Source organism: Ferrigenium kumadai (genome assembly GCF_018324385.1).
GTDB lineage: Bacteria > Pseudomonadota > Gammaproteobacteria > Burkholderiales > Gallionellaceae > Gallionella > Gallionella kumadai.
On the sequence record NZ_AP019536.1, the window covers coordinates 1,671,525 to 1,691,418 of the forward strand.

Consider the following 19,894-nt stretch of genomic DNA (forward strand, 5'->3'; position numbering starts at 1 on the left):
CCCTTGCCCTTGAAGGGTTGATAAATGATTACGCGAGAAGATCGGCCAGGGAGCTTTGATCGAGCGAGGCGAGGAAAGCATCCTGGGCCTGACTGAACACCCCTTTCAGGCGACAACGGGGCAACAGGGGACAGGAATCGGTTGGGGCGTCGCCCTTCATGCATACGACCAACGCAAGGTTGTTTTCCATCAGCCGGACGACTGTGCCGATGGAAAGGTCGCGGGGTTCCAGCGCCAGTCGGACGCCGCCGTTTCTGCCTCGCTCGCTGACGAGCAGATTGGCGCCGACCAGCGTCATGACGACCTTCATCAGGTGGGTCTTGGAGATGTTGCACGCGGTAGCGACTTCCTGGATCGTGGCGGTTGCATTCTTCTGACCAAGGTAGATCAGGGTGCGCAGAGCAATGTCAGTAGAGACCATCAGTTGCATGAAAACGATATCCCGAAGAGGGTTATAACCGGGGCTGATTATAAGGTTTAGGGGTAAGGCGCATTGGGCATTTTTTGAGCGAAAGCCCAATGAAAACGCCCCAGTGTCCGTGCCTGACGGCACAAATACTGGGGCGCATGATTCCGAAAAACTACATATGGCTGGCAGTAAAGGACGTGAACACCGGCAGCGCGACGATGAATGACACCACGGCCGCTACAACCCAACGAACAAACTTTGCGATACTGTCATAAGCCTTTTTCATTTTTGTCACCTCGTGGAAGTTGAAACAAGCGCTCGGCCATCCCTGCGACCGAACGTTACTTCAGACCGAGGTGCCGAAACCGAGTTCCGTCGTTAACAAAACCTTCACATTCCCGAATCGTTGCGGCGCGAAGAGGTCGCCCTGCTGCGCCGCCGCTTGCGCCACTTGTAAACCACCGCCACATACCATGCCAGGCGCACGACGAGATAGCCGCCTAGCGCCAACCCCATCGCCAGCAGCGGCAAGCCGACCAGCAGCGGCTCGCCCAGCGTCGCCACCCATGTCCATAACTCGCCCAGCCAGTTACCCCAATGGAATTCCGGTAAAGCCGGATGCTCGGCTGCCCCGCCGTTGCGTGCGCCGATCACCCAGGCTCCGATCTCGTAGGCCGCAAGATACAAGGGCACGATGGTGATGGGATTGGTATAGAGCGTGGTGAGCAACGCCAGCGGGAGGTTGACGCGCAGTAGCACCGCCAGCAATGCCGCGGTGGCCATCTGCAACGGCCCGGGAATCAGGCCGCAGAACAGCCCGACCGCGATGCCGCCTGCCACCGAACGGCGGTGCAGGTGCCACAGGTTTGGATGGTGCAGCCAGCCGCCGAACGGTTTCAGCCAACGATGTTCCTTCACCGTATCGTGATGCGGCAACAGCTTGCGGAAGAATTTGCGCATGGCGCCATTCTACGGCAGACGCTTCGCAGCTAGCCATGCCATGGTTACCTTATCTGCGTTTTCGGCTTCCATATGCAGTTCCCGCCGGGCCAGCCCCGCTCTCCATACGCGGCATCGAACCTCGCCGACGTTGACACTCTGTTTTGCAGAGAAGTACACTCTGCAAAACAGAGTTACCAACAGGGGGTTACATGCCGCAACTTGCCACGCAACAACTCGACTCCATCCATGCCATGCTGTCCGCCGGACACCGCAACCTGCGCATCGAACGGCATAGCCTGGTGCTATGGGGCGCGAGCAGCGGTGGGCTGATTCTGGCCAGCAACAGCATTCTCACCCCCGAACAATTCCCGGTGCTGGAGCAACGGGCGATAGCATGGCTGATCCTGCTTGCGCTCACCCTCTCCGGCGTCAGCCTGTTCGACTGGCATCTCACCCGCCGCGCCAAGCAGGCACGCGACGAAGCCTGGTCGTTCATCCACAGGCAAGTTCTCAAGGTGTGGTGGCTGCTGATGTCGGTCGGCGTGCTGCTGACCTTCGCCACATTCTTCTACGGCGGCGGCTACATGATCTTCGCCGCATGGGTGGTGCTGACCGGACTCGGCCTGTACGTCCACGGCCTGTTTTCCGAAGAATTACTGGAGTGGTCGGGCGCGCTCATCATCGCCATCGGCATCGGAATGCTCGCCTTCCGCCTGAACTTCATCGCCTCGCAATGGGTCGCAGCCTCCACCCTGGGGTTGGGGCTGCCGTTGCTGGCCGCCATGCTGGATCGCGGACGGGAACGCCCCGCGTGGCTGCGGATGGTGCAATCCGTGGGCTGGCTGCTGTGCGTGCTGATCCCGCCGCTGCTGGCGCAACGACTAGCCAGCGCCAGCGTACCGACCGAGGCGCCGCTGGTGTCGCTGGAAGAGTTCCGCAAACAGCCCGTCGCGCAACAGGTCATCCTCCTGCCCGCCGGCAGCAGCATTCCGGTCAAGGTCGAAGTCTCCGGCAACGTGTTCCGCGCCAGCAACGCATCGGTACTGCCGCTGGTGCTGAACGAGCCGCTCGAAATCATGATGAACAACGGCCAGCCCACCGGCGACTGGCGCTTTCCCGGCGATAGCTGGGCATTGGCGCACGAAACCAACTGGATTCGCATACCTTGGATCAAGGCAGAACTGCTTCCGCAAACCGGTCCGGAAATACGCGCCAGCCTGGTCGTCGAGACTCATCATCAGTCCACCCACTAACCGCCAAGGAGACACGCATGAAACTCGCCCGCATTTTGTTCGCCGCCGCCACTTGCGCCACCCTCACCGCCTGCGCCGGGCTACCGCCCAGCACTGCCGAAATTTCCAAAGCGCCGAAAATCCAGTTTGGCCAGACGCTCCCGGAAGGCGACAACTACGTCCTGCATTTCCCGGCAGGCACGCCGCTGCCGGTATCCACCGTGGTAGACGGCAACCTGTTCGAGCATGAAGGACAGGCAACGCTGCATGTCACGCTCAAGCGCGATGTGTATATGTTCCGGCAGTTCGCCAGCTTCGATGGGCAGAACTGGCAGCCCGCTCGCAAATTGATCGAAACTCACCTGGAACTCCGGATTCCGCAGAAAGACGGCAGCAATGCCGGATACCTGCACATCCAAATGGATCAGAAATAGCCCCCCAATCATGGACATACTCGACCCCCTGCTACACCAGCCGCTACGCACCCAGCTCGCCGCCTTCCTGGCGGGCGCGGGTGAAGTCACGTTCACCGAACTCAAGCGGCAACTGGATGTGTCCGACGGCAACCTGGATTCGCACCTGAAGAAACTGATTGCCGCCGATTACGTGAAAGTCCGCAAGGACGACAGCGGCGGACGCACCCAGTCGTACTATGCGCTCACCCCCGCGGGGCGGGAGGCATTGCACGTCTACGTCGTGGCCTTGCAGAAGCTGCTGCCGTTCGATGACAAGAAAACCAACATCTCGAAACCAGTGCTGCGCACGACCTGAGACGGTATTGATGGAACACGCCTCGACCTCGGAAGTGAATAATTCCGGCGTGCGCCGCCTCGCCTGGCCGTTCGCGCTTTCCTTGCTGTTGCACAGCATCGTGCTGGTGCCAGTGATTTGGAATAGCGTCCCAAGTCCCGCAAGTCACAAGCCCGACTTGACGATCAGTTTAGATTCCATGTCCGTGGCCCCGGCCCATCGGAATCAGCGTGAGGAGCGACCCGCGCAAGAAACCACGCTCAAAGCGATCTCCCGCCCCCCATCAGAACCTGCCACACCAAAAATCGAAATGCCTGAAGCGCACACGCCGCCCCGAGCCGCGAACCATCTCGACACCAGTCAATTGCTCAGCCAGGCCCGCGAGTATGCCGCCCATGAATACCATGGCTCAGCACCCGCACGGATGCCGAATGGCGATTATTACGGCACTTACACCGGAGACGATAGCGGCACATTCTTCTTCCATCTCAATGAAGAAGGACATGCTTCCGGAACAGGACAATCCGGCATCCACGGCATCAGCTTTGTCATTGCAGGCAACGCAACCGGGGACGGACACGTACAAATGTACGGCAAGGGAATGGCCGGCGCAGCCAGATTCGATGGTCAACTCAATGTCAAAACCCGTGAAGTGACCGGCACATGGTCGGCGGCAGGCATAGGCCGCGGCTCGTTTGCGGGACGTCACGAGTAGACCGGCTCATCAGACTCATAACCATCGACACATCGATCATGGAAAAGAACCCATCTTTCGCTTCGCACAGGACAATTTCGGCACTGATATTTTCCGGAATGCTATTGATCTCGGGATGCTCGACGACCGCCGTACACCCGGCACTGAATGCGGCAGGCAATTTGCCGGAGTTGATTCCGGTGCGGGACTTTGTCGCAAATCGCGGCAGCAATTTCGGCTATAGAATTTCGCCGGACGGCAAGAAGCTGGCATGGATTGCCGTCAAAGGCGTTTCACTCCACATCTTCATCAAAGACCTCGAGCGCGACACCACGCGCACCTTGCCGGCAGGCAATTTTTATGGCGAGTTCGAATGGGCGCAGGACAGCCGCCGCATTATTTTCGCCCGGCATCAAGGCGATGAAAATATGATGTATGTCACGCTGGACACCGAACAACCGGATGACAATCCGCAGGTCGTGTTCATTTCGCCGGGGCATGGCGTGAAGGCGCAATTCGCCCGCACCATCCCCAACGATCCGGCGCATGTCCTGATCGCCCACAATCAGCGCGACAAGACCGTGTTCGATTTATTCCGGGTCAACATCGATACCTTCCAGCAAACCCTGATTGCGGAAAATCCCGGCAATGTGTCCGAATGGCTGACCGACCCGCACGGCGAACTGAAGGGGCGCATCGTCAAACAGGAGGACGCATCCGCACTCGAATTCCGGCAGCCGGACACGGCAAGCTACCAGCCGCTCTACCGATGGTCGGCACGCGACGAGGTGCGGTTCGTCAGCATCGCCGATGCGGGCGCCAAACTCTATTTGCTCTCCAATAAAAACCGGGACCGGCTGGCCCTGATCGAACTCGCCACCGCATCGGGCGAAGAGAAACTGGTTTACGACGCCCCGCTGGTCGATGTCTCGGGCATATACGCGCATCCGCTCACGGGAGAGCCGCTGATCGCCAGCACCGAACCGGGCTACCCCGAGGCGGCGATACTCGCTCCGTCCCTGAAGGCATCTTTCGGTTTCCTGAATAACCATCCTTCCGCGCGATTCGACATACTTGGCAGCGACGCCCGGTTTCACCGGCTGACGCTCGCTTCGTCCACCGACAAAGGCACCGAATGGTATCTCTACGATGTAGAGCGCGATCGGCTTGAAAAGCTGGGAGCCACGCCGAGCATGGCCTTCAGGGACACGCTGGCGGACATGACGCCCATCGAAATCGCCAGCCGGGATAACGTAACCTTGCGCGGTTACCTGACGCTGCCCAAAGGTGCGCCTCCGGGTCGCTTGCCCATGGTGCTGCTGGTACACGGCGGCCCTTGGTGGCGCGATGAGTGGCAGTACAACAGCGAGGTGCAATTCCTCGCCAATCGCGGTTACGCGGTGCTGCAAATCAATTATCGCGGCTCGACCGGTTATGGCCGCCGCTTTCAAGAACTGGCTGTCGGCGAGTTCGCGAGCAAGATGCACGACGACCTGCTGGACGGGATCAAATGGGCGATCGATAAAGGCATCGCCGACCCGGACAAAATCGCCATTGCGGGCGGCAGCTACGGCGGCTACGCGGCCTTGGTCGGACTGGCCTTTACGCCAGAAACTTTTGCCTGCGGCATCGACCTTTTCGGCCCGACCGATTTAGCGAAACTCGTCGAAGATTTCCCGCCTTACTGGAAACTCGAAATGAATCTCTGGCATCGCTATGTGGGCGACCCGGGCAAACCGGCAGATCGTTTAGCCATGCAGGAAAAGTCCCCGTTGTACAAGGCGGACAGCATCACCAAACCGTTGCTGGTTATCCAGGGCGGACGGGATGTCAGGGTGAAACCCGAGCAAAGCATCATGCTGGTAAACAAGTTGCGGCAATCCGGCAAAACAGTCGATTTCTGGCTGGTTCCCGACGAAGGCCATGGCATCACGCATTGGCCGCACAGACTGGAACAGTTCAGGCGGACGGAAGACTTCCTGTCCGGCTGCCTGGGCGGCAGAAGCGGCGGTTTCGATTTCTACCAGTTAGGGGCATGGCTTTTTTAGCAGGCGAATTACCATCGCGCCCCGCACTACGCCAACTCGCGCCTTTCATTTTTCTGTCGCTGTTGCTGCATGGCGCGCTGTTGCTGGTCGTGCGTCCGCCGACCAACAACCCCATCGCCAAGCCGCATCCGCTGGAAGTCTACTTCACCTTGCCCGCCGTTATCGTACCGGCCCGTAGCGCAGACACGGTGCCCGCCACAGAACCTCGCTACCACGCAGCCCGGACGCATGTTGCCCGGTTTGCCGGGCAAGCGGGTTCGGCATCGCCTTCCGCTGCGAAAAATACTGTCGATCAACCGGATTTCAACCCGCAGCAATTGATCGAGTCGGCCAAAAGCATGGCGCGTGACGAAGCCAGAAAAACCGAGCAGCAACTTGCCGCCCAGGAAAAGAAAAATCTCAACACACCGCTCGGCTCGCTGGAGCAATATCTGCGGCAATCCCACAAGGAACAACGCCTCGCCAACGGCATGCTGAAGATCACCACCGAGGCGGGCTCGGTCTGCTTTCAACCTGTCCCGTATTTCGCGCGCGACCAGGCGGGTTTGTACGGCATTCCCATGACCTGTCCTTGATGACTTCAGGTCATCCGCATTAACAGGCTGTTAACGCCATGCCGATTCGGCGTTACTCTATGCGTCATGGCTACTTTCGCCATCTCCTTCGCGTTCGGCATCTGGCTGCTGCAACAGCAGGCAGTGCTGCCGGATTTTGCCTGGGCATGGCTGCTGGCCGCTTCTCCGCTCGTCCTGTTCGTGCCGCGCCGAAACGTCACCGCACGGATGATCCATGCCCTGCTGATCGCGGCCTTCGCCGGCGGGATCGGTTTCTACTACTCGGCTTGGCAAGCCGGACAACGCCTGGCTATTAGCCTGCCGGACGAATGGCAAGGGCGCGACATCGTGGTGAGCGGCGTCATCGCCGACTTGCCGCGCGCCCATGAGCGAGGACTGAGCTTCACCTTCGATGTCGAACGCACGCTCACGCCGCAAGCCGTCGTGCCGCCGCATATCCTTCTCAGCACCTATCAGGACGACAAGACACCGCCACTGATCCTGCATGCCGGCGAACGCTGGCACTTCACCGTGCGCCTCAAGCAACCGCACGGCACGGCGAACCCGTCGGGTTTCGATTTCGAGGCATGGGCACTGGAACGAGGCATTCGCGCGGTTGGCTATGTGCACAACTCCAAAAAGCTTGTGGCCGGGCACCCGAAGGGCGACAACGTGCGGCTCGACGAGTTGGCGGAAGGATTTGGCTATCGCCTCGAGACCTGGCGCGAAGCGGTGCGCGACAAATTCGCAGCCACGTTGGGCAGCGCGCCCTATTCCGGCGTGCTGACCGCGCTGGCCGTCGGCGACCAGCACAGTATCCCGCCCGATCAATGGCAGGTATTCACCCGCACCGGGGTGAACCACCTGATGTCCATCTCCGGCCTGCACATCACCATGCTCGCCAGCCTTGCCTTCGCCGTCGTTTGCTGGCTGTGGCGGCGCAGCATGCGGCTGACCCTGTGGCTGCCCGCACGCAAGGTCGCGGCATTGGCCGCACTGCTCACCGCCTTCTCCTATGCGCTATTATCCGGCTTCGCCGTCCCCGCCCAACGCACCGTGTACATGGTCGGCGCAGTCGCCGCCGCGCTGTGGCTGAACCGCAACTTCTCGCTCGGGCAGTTGCTCTCCATCGCGCTGATCGGCGTTCTCATTCCCGATCCCTGGGCAGTGCTATCGGCCGGTTTCTGGCTGTCGTTCGGCGCGGTTGCGCTCATCCTCCTCGTGACGGCACACCGTGTCCGCCCGCCGCACTGGCTGTCGCAATACGCTACGGTGCAATGGGCCATGACCGTCGGCCTCACCCCGCTGCTGCTCGCACTGTTCCAGCAGGTATCTCTGGTCTCGCCCCTGGCCAACGCGCTCGCTATCCCGCTGGTAAGCCTGATCGTCGTGCCGCTCACCCTGCTCGGCGCAGCGCTGCCCATTGAAATGCCGTTATGGCTGGCACACATCGCGATGGACGGCACGATGCATTTTCTCGAATGGCTCAATGCCCTGCCGCAAGCGGTGTGGACGCAACACGCGCCGCCGGCTTGGACCATCGCCGCAGCCATGCTGGGCGTATTCTGGCTGCTGCTGCCGCGAGGCTTTCCGGCGCGCTGGCTGGGTGCGCCCCTGATGCTGCCGATGTTCCTCAATGCCCCCGAGCCGCCCCCGCCCGGCATGTTGCGCCTGATCGTGTTCGACGTCGGACAGGGACTCGCCGTCGCCGCCCAGACAAACGACCACGCGCTGCTGTATGACACCGGCCCGGATTTCAGCGGCGAAGCCGACAGCGGGAACCGCATATTGGTCCCAGCCCTGCGAGCGGCAGGCATAGCCAAACTGGACGGCCTGATGCTTAGCCACGACGACCTCGACCACACAGGCGGCACGGCTTCCGTCATGCAGGCCATACCAATCGGCTGGATCTCCGCCCCCATGAACCCGAACCATGCGCTGTTGCAACAAACAACGGATGCCCGGCCTTGCCAGGACGGCCTGCGCTGGGATTGGGACGGGGTGAGGTTCGAGGTGCTGCACCCGGAGCCCGGCGGAACCGGCTCGAAGCCTCACGACAACGACCAGAGCTGCGTGCTGCGCATCAGCGCCGGCCGTCAACACATCCTGCTGGCGGGGGATATTGAGAAAGAAACCGAACAACGACTGCTCAGGCTGCATGCCGACCAGCTTGCTACCAGTCTGCTGGTCGTGCCCCACCACGGCAGCAAGAGTTCATCCGGTCACGATTTCATCGCGGCCACGCTGCCCGACTACGCGGTATTCACCGTCGGCTACCGCAACCGCTTCGGCCATCCCCGGAAAGAAGTGCTGCAACGCTACACCGATACCGGCGCGCAACTGCTGCGCTCGGACGAGGACGGAGCGATCTTGGTCGAGATGGATACACGGGGAATCAAGGTAGAACGCTACCGCAAGACTCACGCGAGATACTGGCAGCACCATCCCGGCGAGGGGGTATGAGCCTCAACTGAAATTTTTTGAGTTAGTCCGGAACTATTTCGAAATGCCCCTGTCTTCAGCTACAGGTAGCGAAAGCTGCCACACGTTTCTCCTCCCTGAGCGTGTAGTCTTAACTTTCTCTCTGTTGGTTAAGACCTTTGCCCCTGATCCCCTTTGGCTCAGGGGCATTTTTTTGCCCACGGGATTCAGGATCCGGATTGCCGTGACGACAGCCTTGCTGAAAGCGCCGATAGCGAGCGATATCCCTTCCACAATTTCCAGCCGGTTTTTGCCAACCCCGTCAGGCTGCGCCTCCGCCATACCACCAACGCAACCACACTGGCGACCACCACCGGCCTGGAGATCAACAAATGCAACGCTCCCATTCCCTGATCGGCCAGCGCCAGCGGCGCCTGCCATCGAGCGCCGATCTGGGCAACCTGCTCGCGTTGCGCATCGATCTTCGCCAGCAGCTCGCCGCGACGTTGCATCACGGCGAACAATTGCCTATTCATGGTTCGCCCCCAGATGGGCTCTATCCTTGGCCAGTTCACTGAGGCTGGCGGAGAACAGCTTGGGTTTGGCCTTCGCCCTGCTGCGCAGCAGCATCGCCATCACCGTACCCGATGCAAAAAAGAGCACAGTGAGCCCCCCGACTACCGCGAGGCGGTGATCGTCCCAGAACAGCACCACGATGAATACGGTGAGCAGCAGTATGCCCATGCCGAAGCAGAACAAGGCGGCCAAAGCAAAAAAGAGCATCTGCGTCAGCCGCAGACGCTCTTCCTGCAACTCGTTCGCCAGCAGTTCAAGCCGCGTCGAAACGATCGAAGTCAGCGTGCACAACAACCGCTTGGCTGACCCCAGCAGACCTGCACCGGTCTCCTGCATCGTTAGCGGCTACGCGAGATCAGCATGCCGATAAGCAGGCCCGCCCCGGCTGCGATGCCGATGGACTTCCACGGATTCTCGTGCACATACTCGTCGGTCGCCTTGGCCGCCAGCCTGGTCTTCTCGACCACCGCTTGTTCAGCGGAAGCGAGACGCTCCCTGGCGACATCCAGACTTTCCTGGATGCGCTCGCGCGCCGAGGCGACCTTGTCGCCAGCCTGACCGGCCGTTGCGCGCAACAACTCCTCAGCATCCGCCACTATCACGCGCAAATCCTGCATGAGTCTTTCCTTGCTGACTTCACCTTCCACGCCTGCCAATTTTGTGCTCATGATCGACTCCTTTAGAACAGTAAATTAAGAACTGCGATTGGATGCTGCTCAGCTGCCCGGCGACTTCCGGATAACTTATCACCTTTGTATTCCTAAAAACCCGGAACGTCAATCAGGACTATTGCCTATTCGTTCCTTCCCTCCATAGCCATGGCAAAGCCACGCAGAGGGTGGCCGATCAAGGAAAGCTGCAACGGCAAGCATCGGTGAGATGCGGGCAAGGCCGGCGGACGTTCAGTCTTGCGGAGAAACGCTGGACAGCAACTGACGGGTGTAGTCGTGATGCGGAGAGTTGATGATGGTTTCGGCCGGCCCTTGTTCGACGATGCGACCGGCCTGCATCACGGCGATACGGTGCGACATGGCGGCGATCACTTCGAGGTCGTGGCTGATCAGGAGATAACTCATGCCGTGCCGGGCCTGCAGGCCGGCAAGCAGTTCCAGCACCTGCTTTTGCACCGAGGCGTCGAGCGCACTGGTCGGCTCGTCGAGCACGACCAGTTGCGGCTCGAGGATGAGGGCGCGCGCGATCGCGATACGCTGGCGCTGGCCGCCGGAGAATTCATGCGGATAACGCACCAGCACCTCAGCCCCCATCCCCACTTCCTGCAGCGTCTGCGCAATGCGCCAGCGGCGCTCGGAAACCGGCATGCCGGGATGGTGCAGCGCCAAGCCCTCCCCGACGATCTGTTCGATGGTCATGCGCGGCGACAGGCTGGCGAAGGGGTCCTGAAACACCACCTGCATGCGGGCTCGAAGTGCGCGCAACTTTGCCGATGGTACGCGCGGCATGGGTTGCCCGTCGAAGAAACAGTCGCCTTGGGCGAGCGACTGCAAGACCAGCAAAGCCATCGCCAGTGTCGACTTGCCGGAACCGGATTCGCCGACGATACCCAGCGTTTCGCCGCGTTTCAGGGTCAAGCTGACGTCGTCGACCGCGGTGAATGTCTTTTTCCTGAACCAGCCGACCGGATAGGAGAATTCGACTCGCAGACTGTCGCCGCGCAGAAGATCGGATGCGGCCTCCTGTTCTGCCGAAAGCGGCCGCACCATCTTCCTTGGGCGACTATCGAGCAGCCGTTGGGTATAGGGATGCTGTGGCGAGGCGAACAATTGTCCGGTCTCCGCCAGTTCGACCAGGCGCCCGGACTGCATCACACCGACCCGGTCGGCGAAGCGGCGCACCAGGTTGAGGTCGTGGGTGATGAGCAGGATGGCCATGCCGTATTCGCGCTGCAACCCATCGAGCAGATCCATGATCTGGGTGCGGATGGTCACGTCCAGCGCGGTCGTCGGCTCGTCGGCGATCAGCAGTTTCGGGCGGCAGGCCAGCGCCATGGCGATCATGGCACGCTGCCGCTGGCCGCCGGAGAGCTCGTGCGGGTAACTTGAGAAACGCCGCTCCGGCTCGGTGATGCCGGTGTGGCCGAGCAATTCGATGCCGCGCGCCCGCGCGGCGGTGTAGTCCATCCCCTCGTGCAGCGAGAGCACTTCGACGATCTGCTCGCCGATGCGCATCAGCGGATTCAGCGCAGTCATCGGCTCCTGGAAGATCATCGCGATGTCCTTGCCGCGTATGCCGCGCAGCCGCCGTTCGCTGGCACTCACCAGATCCTCGCCCTCGAACAGCACTTCGCCGCTGGAGCGCGCGTTGGCGACCAGCCGCAGCAACGAGAGCGCCGTGACGCTCTTGCCCGAACCCGATTCGCCGACCAGGGCGAACTTCTCGCCCGGTTTCAGCGTGAACGAAACGCCGTCGACGGCGCGTGGCGCATCAGCCTGATCGCCGAAACTGACATCAAGATTGCGGACTTCAAGTAAGTCGGTCATCTCACGCTCCCCGATTTGCGCGGGTCGAATGCGTCGCGCAGCGCTTCGCCAATGAACACCAGCAACAGCAGCGTGACGAACAGCACGACGAACGCGGCGAGTCCTATCCACCAGGCATCGAGATTGTCCTTGCCCTGCGCCAGCAACTCGCCCAGGCTGGGGGTCGAGGGCGGCACGCCGAGACCGAGGAAGTCGAGGCTGGTCAGCGCGGTGATGGCGACGCTCATGCGGAACGGCAGGAAGGTGATGACCGGCGTCAGGCTGTTCGGCAGGATGTGCCGCCACATGATCTGGCGGTTGCCCAGCCCGAGTGCGCGCGCCGCACGCACGTAGTCGAGCTGGCGGTTGCGCAGGAACTCGGCACGCACGTAGTCGGCCAGCGCCAGCCAGCCGAACAGCGAAAGCAGGATGAGCAGCAGGGAGATGCTGGGCTGGAACAAGGAAGCGAAGATGAGCAGCAAATAAAGCTCGGGCAATGACCCCCATATCTCGCTGAAGCGCTGCAGGTAAAGATCGACGCGCCCGCCGAAGTAGCCCTGGATGGCGCCGGCCAATACGCCCAACACCACGCCGATGATGGTCAGCGCCATGCCGAACAGCACCGACACGCGGAAGCCATAGAGAGAGCGCGCCAGCACGTCGCGCCCGCGATCATCCGTGCCCAGCCAATTCTCCGAGCTGGGCGGAGCCGGATTGGGCCGTGTCGCGAAATAATTGAGCGTGTCGTAACGGTACGGGTTCGGCGGATAGACCGCCCAGTTGCCGGGACGGGAAAACTGCTCGCGAATGAAGGGATCGAGGTAATCGGCGGGTGTCGGGAAGTCGCCGCCGAACGTGCTTTCCGGGTAATCATTCCACAGCGGGAAATACAGTTCGCCCTCGTAGGAGGCGACCAGCGGGCGATCATTGGACAGCACCTCGGCGAACAGGCTGAGCACGAACAGCGCGGAGAAGATCAGCAGGCTGGCATAACCCAGGCGGTTCCGGCGGAAACGCCGCCAGCGCTGCTGGTTTGGCGACAGCGCCGGTAGGTCGGGTTTCAACCCGACCATCTCCTCAGGCGCTTGGACTGCCTGTCGGGTTGAAACCCGACCTACGTCTACGTCTTTCCCGCTCACTGCCCCACTCCCTCGAACTTCACGCGCGGATCGGCGAGCACGTAGCTGACGTCGGATACCAGCTTGGCGAACAGACCGGCCAGGGTGAAGATGAACAGCATCCCCATCACCACCGGATAGTCGCGCTGCATGATGGCGTTGTACGACAGCAACCCCAGACCGTCGAGCGAGAACAGCGTCTCGATCAGCAGGCTGCCGGTGAAGAATGCGCCGATGAAGGCGGCGGGAAAACCCGTCAGCAGCGGCAGCAAGGCGTTGCGGAAGATGTGCCGGTACAGCACGGCGCGCTCCGGCAATCCCTTGGCGCGCGCGGTGAGCACATATTGCTTGCGGATCTCCTCGATGAAGGTGTTCTTGGTGAGCATGGTGATGACAGCAAAAGCGCCGACCACTTCGGCGAACACCGGCAGGGTGATGTGCCACAGGTAATCGGTCACCTTGCCGACCAGCGAGAGCTGCTCCCAGTTATCCGAAGTCAGCCCGCGCAGCGGGAACCATTGCAGGAAGCTGCCGCCGCCGAACAGCACCAGCAGCACCACGCCCAGCACAAAGCTGGGGATGGCGTAACCGCTCAGGATCAGGAAGCTGGTCGCGGTATCGAAGCGCGAGCCTTCACGCACCGCCTTGGCGATGCCCACCGGAACCGACACCAGATAGGTGATGACCAGCGTCCACAAGCCCAGCGAGATCGACACCGGCATCTTTTCCTTGATCAGCTCCCACACCGATTTCTGGTGGAAGAAGCTGGTGCCCAGGTCGAAGGTCGCAAAGCCCTTGAGCATGATCCAGAAACGCTCGGGCGCGGGTTTGTCGAAACCGTACAGCGCCTTGATCTCGGCCATACGCTCCGCATCGATACCCTGTTGTCCGCGATAGAAACTCTGCCCACCGCCGCCCGCCTCCTGGCTGCCGTGCCCCTTGCCGCGCAACTCGCTGACCATCTGCTCGACCGGCCCGCCGGGAACGAACTGGATGACGGTGAAGGTCAGCAGGAGGATGCCCAGCAAGGTGGGGATCATCAGCAGCAGGCGCTTGGCCACGTAATGGATCATCGGCGGCTCCCCTCTCCCGCAGGCTTCTTCCACCAGGTCGCCACCGACCAGTCCTCGATGCGGTAGAACTTGGGCAGCACTTTGGGATACGCCAAGGTGCTGCGATAGGAGACACGGTGCGCGTTGCTGTAGAAATGAGGCACGATGTAATAGCCCAAGCGCAGCAGGCGGTCGAGTACGCGCACCAGCGTCACCAACTCGTCGCGGTGCTCGGACTGGACGATGCGCGCCAGCAGCGCATCGATGACCGGATCGGCCACACCCATGGCGTTGTTCGAGCCCGCTTGGTCGCGACTGGCGGAGCCAAAGTAATCGAACAGCTCGTTTCCGGGGCTCTGCGAGCCGGGCATCAGCGCCCATACCATGTCGTAATCGAAGTTCTCGGCCTTGCGCTGGTATAGCGCGGGGTCGTAAATGCGGTAGTTCATCTCGATGCCCAGCTTTTCCAGGTTGCGCGCATAGGGTGCCGATGCACGCTCCTGCATGCGGTCCTCCAGCATCATCTCGAACTGGAAGGGCTCACCCTGCGCATTGCGCAACGCGCCGTCGCGGTAGGTCCAGCCGGCCTGGGCCAGCAGCTCGCGCGCCTTGCGCAGGTTGTCGCGCAGCGAATGCGGCGGCAGCGTGGTAGGCGGCGGAGGGATCTCGTCGAACACCTCAGCCGGCACCTTGTCGCCGAAGCGCGCCTGCAGCTCGCGCAGCACGGCCAATTCCTTCGCATCGGGCTTGCCGGTAGCCGCCATCTCGGTGTTGGTGAAATAGCTGGGGCTGCGGGTATACAGGTTGAAGAACAGCTGGCGGTTCATCCACTCGAAATCCATCGCCAGCCCCAGCGCCTGTCGCACGCGCCGATCCTGAAACAGTGGATGGCGCGTATTCATCGCGAAGCCCTGCCACCCGGCCCCGTTCCGGTGAGGGAACAGCGCCTTGATCAAATCGCCGTCATCCCAGTGCTTGCCCTGATGGTTGCGCGCCCAGTTCTTGGACGAGTTCTCCTGGATCAGATCGATCTCACCGGCCTTCAGGCCCTCCATGCGCGCCAGCGTGTCCCGGTAATAGCGGTAGGTGATGCGCTCGAAGTTGAACATGCCCTTGCGCGCCGGGTGTTCATTCGCCCAGTAGTCGTGGTTGCGCCGATAGGTGATACGTTTGCCGAGATCGAAGGACTCCACCACGTACGGGCCGGATGCGATGGGCGCGTCCAGCGTGATCTTGTCGAAGGACTTGCCGCCGCCCCACTTGCGCGAGAACACCGGCAACTGGCAGACGATGATGCGCAGCTCATGGTTCTTGCGCCTGAACTCGGCGCGCACGGTGTGATCGTCGACCACCACCATCTGCTTCACATCGGACCAGTACTGGCGATACAGCGGCGCGGCCTGCTTGCTCACCAGCTGGTCGAAGGAATATTTCACATCCGCGGCCGTCACGGGGTCGCCGTTGGAAAAGCGCGCCTTGCGGTCCAGGCGAAAGGTCATTGACAGCTCGTCCGGAGCCAGCGCGATGTCCTCGGCAAGCAGGCCGTACATGGTGTCGGGCTCGTCCCATGAAGGCACCGCCAGGGTCTCGAACACCAGGTCCTGCAGACCGTCTGCGGCACGCCCCTTCAGGGTATAGGGATTGAGCTTCTCGAAATTGCCCATGCTCGAAGTGAACAACTCTCCGCCTTGCGGGGCCTGCGGATCGGCATAGTCGAAATGGCGGAAATCGGCCGGGTATCTGGGCTGCCCGTGCAGGGCAATGGCGTGCGCCCCCAACGCTGCCTGTGAGAAACAGCAGGTCAGACCGAGCAGCAGGAGGCGACGCAACAGGCAGGCTGGCATTGAACGGGATGAGAATCGATATTTTTCCGGATTATAGGGCATGCAGTCTCCACGCCGCAGCAGTTACGTTGGCACAAGCCCTCAACTACTGCTTTCCCCGCCTTGCTGCTGGCGCAAAAAACAAGTACTGTTGCGCGCATAAATAATATCGATTACTCAGGAGCCCGATCATGGTCATCAACAACGCCACGGCCACCCCGCTCAGCCAACCGGTCAATACCCCGCAACCCGCAGCCTCGCGGACTCCCGCGCCACAAAGCGCCAAACCGGCACAGGGACAACAGGATTCCAGCGTGGTGAAGCTGTCCGCCCAGGCGCAACAGATGAATCGTGCCGAGACGCAGACCAACATCAACACCGAACGCGCCGAAACCCGCCCGCAGGAAATGAAGGAGCCTCCCGGCATCCAGTTCATGGCCGGCGAAGAGCGCAACGGTCGCATCAACACCTACGCCTGATGAATCTCACCTGGCAACAATTCCTGCAGCAGCAAGGCGCCGTACTGGATGGCGGCGTCGTGCAGCACTTCGGCGACCTTCCGTCCGAGCTGTTCGCCGCGCAGAACAACACCGTGCTATGCGACCTGTCGCAGTTCGGCGTCCTGCGCGTTTCCGGCGAGGAGGCGCAGTCCTTCCTGCAGAACCTGCTGAGCAACGACATCCGCGAGGTCGCCTCCAACCGCGCGCAGCTGAGCAGCCTGAACGATCCCAAGGGCCGCATGCTCGCGACCATGCTGATCTGGCGCGACGACAGCGGCTACCTGCTGCAACTGCCGCGCCCGCTGTGCGAGACTATTCGCAAGAAACTTTCCATGTACGTGCTGCGCGCCAAGGTGAAGATCGCCGACGCGAGCGACGAGATCGTTGCGCTGGGGCTGTCCGGTCCGGCGGCGCAGGAACTGCTGTCCAGGCTGTTCGGCGAACTGCCGCAGACGCCCAACAGCCTCACCGCCACCGGCGAGGCCTGCGTGATCAGGCTGGGCGACACCCGATTCCAGATCGCCACCGCCGCGCAATACGCACCCACCATCTGGCAGACTCTCGCACAGCACGCGCACCCCGCCGGCAGCGCCTGCTGGGACTGGCTCAACATCCGCGCCGGGGTCCCCGTTATCCTTCCCCCCACGCAGGAACAGTTCGTGCCGCAGATGGCGAACTTCGAGGTCATCGGCGGAGTGAATTTCAAGAAAGGCTGCTACCCCGGACAGGAGATCGTGGCGCGCATGCAATATCTCGGCAAGCTGAAGCGCCGCATGTACCTCGCGCACATCGACGGCGGCGCCGTGCCGCAGCCGGGCGATGCCCTGTTCAGCGGGGACATGGAAGGCCAGTCCAGCGGCATGGTCGCCAACGCCGCAACCGCGCCAGGCGGAGGCTACGACGTATTGGCCGTGGTGCAGATCGCCAGCCATGATGCGCACCAGGTGCATCTCGGCTCCCCCGCAGGCGCACGCCTGCAATTCCAGCCGCCGCCCTACCCGCTGCCATGAACCTGCCAGCCCAGCTATTTCCAAGCGATTGGCTGTGGCTCGGCAACCTGATATTCGTTGCATTGCTCGGACGCGCCATCTGGTTCGCGCCATGGCGCGACCTGCTGTCCAACGCGGCTCGCACCAATGCGCTGGTCGCGCTGACCATGGGAGCGTTCGTCCTGTGGCAACTCAACGCGGGCTTCCGCCCCGGCTTCAATCATCACATCCTCGGCGCGACGCTGTTCGTGCTGATGTTCGGTTGGCAGATCGCCATCGCGGCCATCTCGCTGATAATGTTCGCCACCTGGATACGCATGGGCATCACGCCGATTTCGCTCGGCATCAACGGCCTGATAATGATCGTCATCCCGGTATTGTTCAGCGAATGGGTGCTGCGCCTGAGCCGGAAGCGTTTCCCGAAGAACCTGTTCCTGTATGTGCTGGGCAACGGCTTCCTGTGCGGCGGCCTTGCCATCATGCTCACCGTGGCAGCCGCCACCCTGCTGATGGTCGCGCTGACTCCTCACACTTGGCAATCGATCCAGCACAATTACCTGATCGCCACGCCCATCATCATGCTGACCGAAGCCTTCACCACAGGCATGATGATCACCGCCTTCACTGTGTTCCAGCCTCAGGCGGTGCTGAATTTCAGCGACGAGGAATACATCAACGGCAAATAGCACAAGGCAGTTCCGAACGGAGCGCTTGTGTATGGAACTCTCCTAGAGCTTCAAGCCCATCTTGATATGCGGCAAGCCCGCATCCATGAATACATCACCCCGCTCGACGAAACCGAAACCGTGATAGAACGGCACCGCCTGGGTCTGCGCATCCACCGCCACCTGCGGCAATCCGCGCGCACGCGCCTCGGCCAGCAATATCTCCATGATCGCCGTGCCGACCTTCCGGTTGCGCCACTCCGGCAGCACCGCGATGCGCCCGATGTGTCCGTCCGGCAGCAGCCGCCCGCAACCCACAGCCTCCCCCTGAAGACTGAGCGCCAGGGCGTGGCGGCAACCTTCGTCCTGGCCGTCCCACTCCAGCTCTTCCGGAACGCCCTGCTCGCGCATGAACACCGCTTCGCGCACCGCACACAGCAAAGGCTCGCCGTCGTGCCAGGAAATCAGGCTAACCGTAAAAGGATTGCTCATGCTGCTTCTCCTTTATCTGAAATGGTCCTCGTGTCGGAACCACCGTCAAGCGAAGATCTCGACTTCCGTTCCTGCCGGCACCAGATCGAACAGTTCGACCAGCTCGGTGTTGCGCATCCTGACACAGCCGTGCGAACCCGGCACGCCCATAGGCACCGAATCCGGCGTGCCGTGGATGTAGATGTAGCGGCGCATGGTATCGCAAGAGCCGAACCGGTTATAGCCCGGCTCCCGACCCGACAACCACAGGATGCGCGTCAGTATCCAGTCGCGTTCAGGATACCGCTCTTCCAGTTCCGGCGCGTAGACCTCGCCGGTCGGGCGGCGCCGGATGAACACGGCGTTCGGCGGCTGCCCCGCGCCGATCTTGGCCCGGACGACATGTTTGCCGCGCGGTGTGCAATAACTTCCGTTCTCCTCTCCCACCCCGCGCAGCGCGGTAGAAACGGAATAACGGCGCAACACCTTGCCCTCATCGTCGAACAGGGTCAGGGTCTGCGCCGGAATATGGATGTCGATCTTCATTGAGCCTTCTGCTGCGCACGGCGCATCGCAAAGAAATTGCTGAGCATCGCGCCGCACTCCTCCGCCAGCACGCCCCCTGTCACTGACGCATGATGGTTCAACCGCAACTCGGCGAACGCATCCAGCACGCTGCCGCAAGCCCCGGTCTTCGGGTCGCGCGCACCGTACACCACGCGCGCCACGCGTGCATGCATGATCGCCCCCGCGCACATCATGCACGGCTCCAGCGTCACATACAGCTCACAGCCTACCAGCCGGTAGTTTCCCAGCCGCTTGGCAGCGTCTCTCAGCGCCATCATCTCGGCATGGGCGGAAGGATCGCTGCGCGAGATCGGCGCGTTGAACCCGCGCCCAACGATCTCGCCGTCTTTCACCACCACCGCCCCCACCGGCACCTCGCCCGCAGCCTCGGCCTGGCGCGCCAGCGCCAGCGCTTCCCGCATGAAAATCTCGTCGTTCATCTCATCAGTCATCGGACCGACACCCGTTGTCCTGGAAGTAATATCAGAATGGTGCAAATTATACGGCCATCGACCTGCGCCATTCCTCGCCTTGAACAAAGAATATATCTAGACCGTTTGGCATATTGACCCTTAGCCGCATTACTGAAACACTGCGCCATAGGGC

22 protein-coding genes are annotated in these 19,894 nt (G+C 61.6%); 10 read left to right on the top strand and 12 right to left on the bottom strand.

Going from position 1 to position 19,894, the window contains the following annotated elements; genetic code table 11:
* Positions 1-28: 28 nt before the first annotated feature.
* Both FGKAn22_RS07940 and FGKAn22_RS07945 read right to left on the bottom strand, forming a co-directional pair.
* Entirely contained in the window at positions 29-430 is a 402-nt protein-coding gene (locus FGKAn22_RS07940) for an RrF2 family transcriptional regulator (RefSeq protein ID WP_212785116.1), read from the bottom strand.
* A gap of 369 nt (positions 431-799) precedes the next feature.
* The gene (locus tag FGKAn22_RS07945) at positions 800-1,369 is read right to left on the bottom strand and encodes a DUF2062 domain-containing protein (RefSeq protein WP_212785117.1); all 570 of its coding nucleotides are present in this window, start codon (positions 1,367-1,369) and stop codon (positions 800-802) included.
* Between the two features lie 191 nt (positions 1,370-1,560).
* On the opposite strand from FGKAn22_RS07945, the gene FGKAn22_RS07950 reads away from it, so the two are divergent.
* The 7 genes from FGKAn22_RS07950 (at position 1,561) to FGKAn22_RS07980 (ending at position 9,092) form a co-directional block, all read left to right on the top strand.
* Positions 1,561-2,604, top strand: coding sequence for a hypothetical protein (locus FGKAn22_RS07950; RefSeq protein WP_212785118.1), 1,044 nt, complete (start codon positions 1,561-1,563; stop codon positions 2,602-2,604).
* 17 nt (positions 2,605-2,621) lie between these two features.
* Entirely contained in the window at positions 2,622-3,017 is a 396-nt protein-coding gene (locus FGKAn22_RS07955) for a hypothetical protein (protein ID WP_212785119.1), read from the top strand.
* Between the two features lie 10 nt (positions 3,018-3,027).
* A complete protein-coding gene (locus FGKAn22_RS07960; protein ID WP_212785120.1) occupies positions 3,028-3,354 on the top strand; it encodes a transcriptional regulator in 327 nt (108 codons plus the stop codon).
* 7 nt (positions 3,355-3,361) lie between these two features.
* Positions 3,362-4,048, top strand: a complete 687-nt coding sequence (locus tag FGKAn22_RS07965) for a hypothetical protein (protein ID WP_212785121.1) — start codon at positions 3,362-3,364, stop codon at positions 4,046-4,048.
* Positions 3,997-6,075: a S9 family peptidase gene (locus FGKAn22_RS07970; protein ID WP_212785122.1), complete on the top strand. Its 2,079-nt coding sequence runs from the start codon at positions 3,997-3,999 to the stop codon at positions 6,073-6,075. Before FGKAn22_RS07965 ends, FGKAn22_RS07970 begins: the two co-directional genes overlap by 52 nt.
* Positions 6,063-6,650: a hypothetical protein gene (locus tag FGKAn22_RS07975; RefSeq protein ID WP_212785123.1), complete on the top strand. Its 588-nt coding sequence runs from the start codon at positions 6,063-6,065 to the stop codon at positions 6,648-6,650. The genes FGKAn22_RS07970 and FGKAn22_RS07975 overlap by 13 nt, the downstream gene beginning before the upstream one ends.
* 66 nt (positions 6,651-6,716) lie before the next feature.
* Positions 6,717-9,092, top strand: a complete 2,376-nt coding sequence (locus tag FGKAn22_RS07980; RefSeq protein WP_212785124.1) for a DNA internalization-related competence protein ComEC/Rec2 — start codon at positions 6,717-6,719, stop codon at positions 9,090-9,092.
* 185 nt (positions 9,093-9,277) lie between these two features.
* Here the strand turns inward: FGKAn22_RS07980 and FGKAn22_RS07985 are convergent, their stop codons facing one another.
* The 7 genes from FGKAn22_RS07985 to FGKAn22_RS08015 all read right to left on the bottom strand — a co-directional run bounded on the left by FGKAn22_RS07985 (position 9,278) and on the right by FGKAn22_RS08015 (position 16,102).
* A complete protein-coding gene (locus tag FGKAn22_RS07985; protein ID WP_212785125.1) occupies positions 9,278-9,586 on the bottom strand; it encodes a YqjK family protein in 309 nt (102 codons plus the stop codon).
* Positions 9,579-9,962 carry a phage holin family protein gene (locus FGKAn22_RS07990; RefSeq protein WP_212785126.1) on the bottom strand — a complete coding sequence of 128 codons (384 nt, stop codon included), beginning with the start codon at positions 9,960-9,962 and terminating at the stop codon, positions 9,579-9,581. Before FGKAn22_RS07990 ends, FGKAn22_RS07985 begins: the two co-directional genes overlap by 8 nt.
* Positions 9,963-9,964: 2 nt before the next feature.
* Positions 9,965-10,294: an ElaB/YgaM/YqjD family protein gene (locus FGKAn22_RS07995; RefSeq protein ID WP_212785127.1), complete on the bottom strand. Its 330-nt coding sequence runs from the start codon at positions 10,292-10,294 to the stop codon at positions 9,965-9,967.
* Between the two features lie 234 nt (positions 10,295-10,528).
* Complete coding sequence (locus FGKAn22_RS08000) at positions 10,529-12,124, bottom strand: ABC transporter ATP-binding protein (RefSeq protein ID WP_212785128.1); 1,596 nt, start codon at positions 12,122-12,124, stop codon at positions 10,529-10,531.
* Positions 12,121-13,167 carry an ABC transporter permease gene (locus FGKAn22_RS08005; protein WP_246487370.1) on the bottom strand — a complete coding sequence of 349 codons (1,047 nt, stop codon included), beginning with the start codon at positions 13,165-13,167 and terminating at the stop codon, positions 12,121-12,123. Before FGKAn22_RS08005 ends, FGKAn22_RS08000 begins: the two co-directional genes overlap by 4 nt.
* A gap of 71 nt (positions 13,168-13,238) precedes the next feature.
* The gene (locus FGKAn22_RS08010) at positions 13,239-14,294 is read right to left on the bottom strand and encodes a microcin C ABC transporter permease YejB (RefSeq protein WP_212785130.1); all 1,056 of its coding nucleotides are present in this window, start codon (positions 14,292-14,294) and stop codon (positions 13,239-13,241) included.
* Positions 14,291-16,102, bottom strand: coding sequence for an extracellular solute-binding protein (locus FGKAn22_RS08015; RefSeq protein WP_212785131.1), 1,812 nt, complete (start codon positions 16,100-16,102; stop codon positions 14,291-14,293). The genes FGKAn22_RS08010 and FGKAn22_RS08015 overlap by 4 nt, the downstream gene beginning before the upstream one ends.
* 185 nt (positions 16,103-16,287) lie before the next feature.
* On the opposite strand from FGKAn22_RS08015, the gene FGKAn22_RS08020 reads away from it, so the two are divergent.
* Genes FGKAn22_RS08020 through FGKAn22_RS08030 form a run of 3 tightly spaced genes read left to right on the top strand, consistent with a single transcriptional unit; the run spans position 16,288 to position 18,271 of the window.
* Entirely contained in the window at positions 16,288-16,575 is a 288-nt protein-coding gene (locus FGKAn22_RS08020; protein WP_212785132.1) for a hypothetical protein, read from the top strand.
* Positions 16,575-17,606 carry a CAF17-like 4Fe-4S cluster assembly/insertion protein YgfZ gene (gene ygfZ / locus FGKAn22_RS08025; RefSeq protein ID WP_212785133.1) on the top strand — a complete coding sequence of 344 codons (1,032 nt, stop codon included), beginning with the start codon at positions 16,575-16,577 and terminating at the stop codon, positions 17,604-17,606. Before FGKAn22_RS08020 ends, ygfZ begins: the two co-directional genes overlap by 1 nt.
* Positions 17,603-18,271, top strand: coding sequence for an energy-coupling factor ABC transporter permease (locus FGKAn22_RS08030; RefSeq protein ID WP_212785134.1), 669 nt, complete (start codon positions 17,603-17,605; stop codon positions 18,269-18,271). The genes ygfZ and FGKAn22_RS08030 overlap by 4 nt, the downstream gene beginning before the upstream one ends.
* A 42-nt stretch (positions 18,272-18,313) precedes the next feature.
* On the opposite strand, the gene FGKAn22_RS08035 is transcribed toward FGKAn22_RS08030, so the two are convergent.
* The 3 genes from FGKAn22_RS08035 to tadA are packed head-to-tail and all read right to left on the bottom strand — an operon-like array spanning position 18,314 to position 19,740.
* On the bottom strand, positions 18,314-18,742 hold the full coding sequence (locus FGKAn22_RS08035; protein ID WP_212785135.1) for a GNAT family N-acetyltransferase: 429 nt from the start codon (positions 18,740-18,742) through the stop codon (positions 18,314-18,316).
* A 45-nt stretch (positions 18,743-18,787) separates the two neighbouring features.
* Complete coding sequence (locus FGKAn22_RS08040; protein WP_212785136.1) at positions 18,788-19,267, bottom strand: L,D-transpeptidase; 480 nt, start codon at positions 19,265-19,267, stop codon at positions 18,788-18,790.
* Positions 19,264-19,740: a tRNA adenosine(34) deaminase TadA gene (gene tadA, locus FGKAn22_RS08045; RefSeq protein ID WP_212785137.1), complete on the bottom strand. Its 477-nt coding sequence runs from the start codon at positions 19,738-19,740 to the stop codon at positions 19,264-19,266. Before tadA ends, FGKAn22_RS08040 begins: the two co-directional genes overlap by 4 nt.
* Positions 19,741-19,894 lie beyond the last annotated feature (154 nt).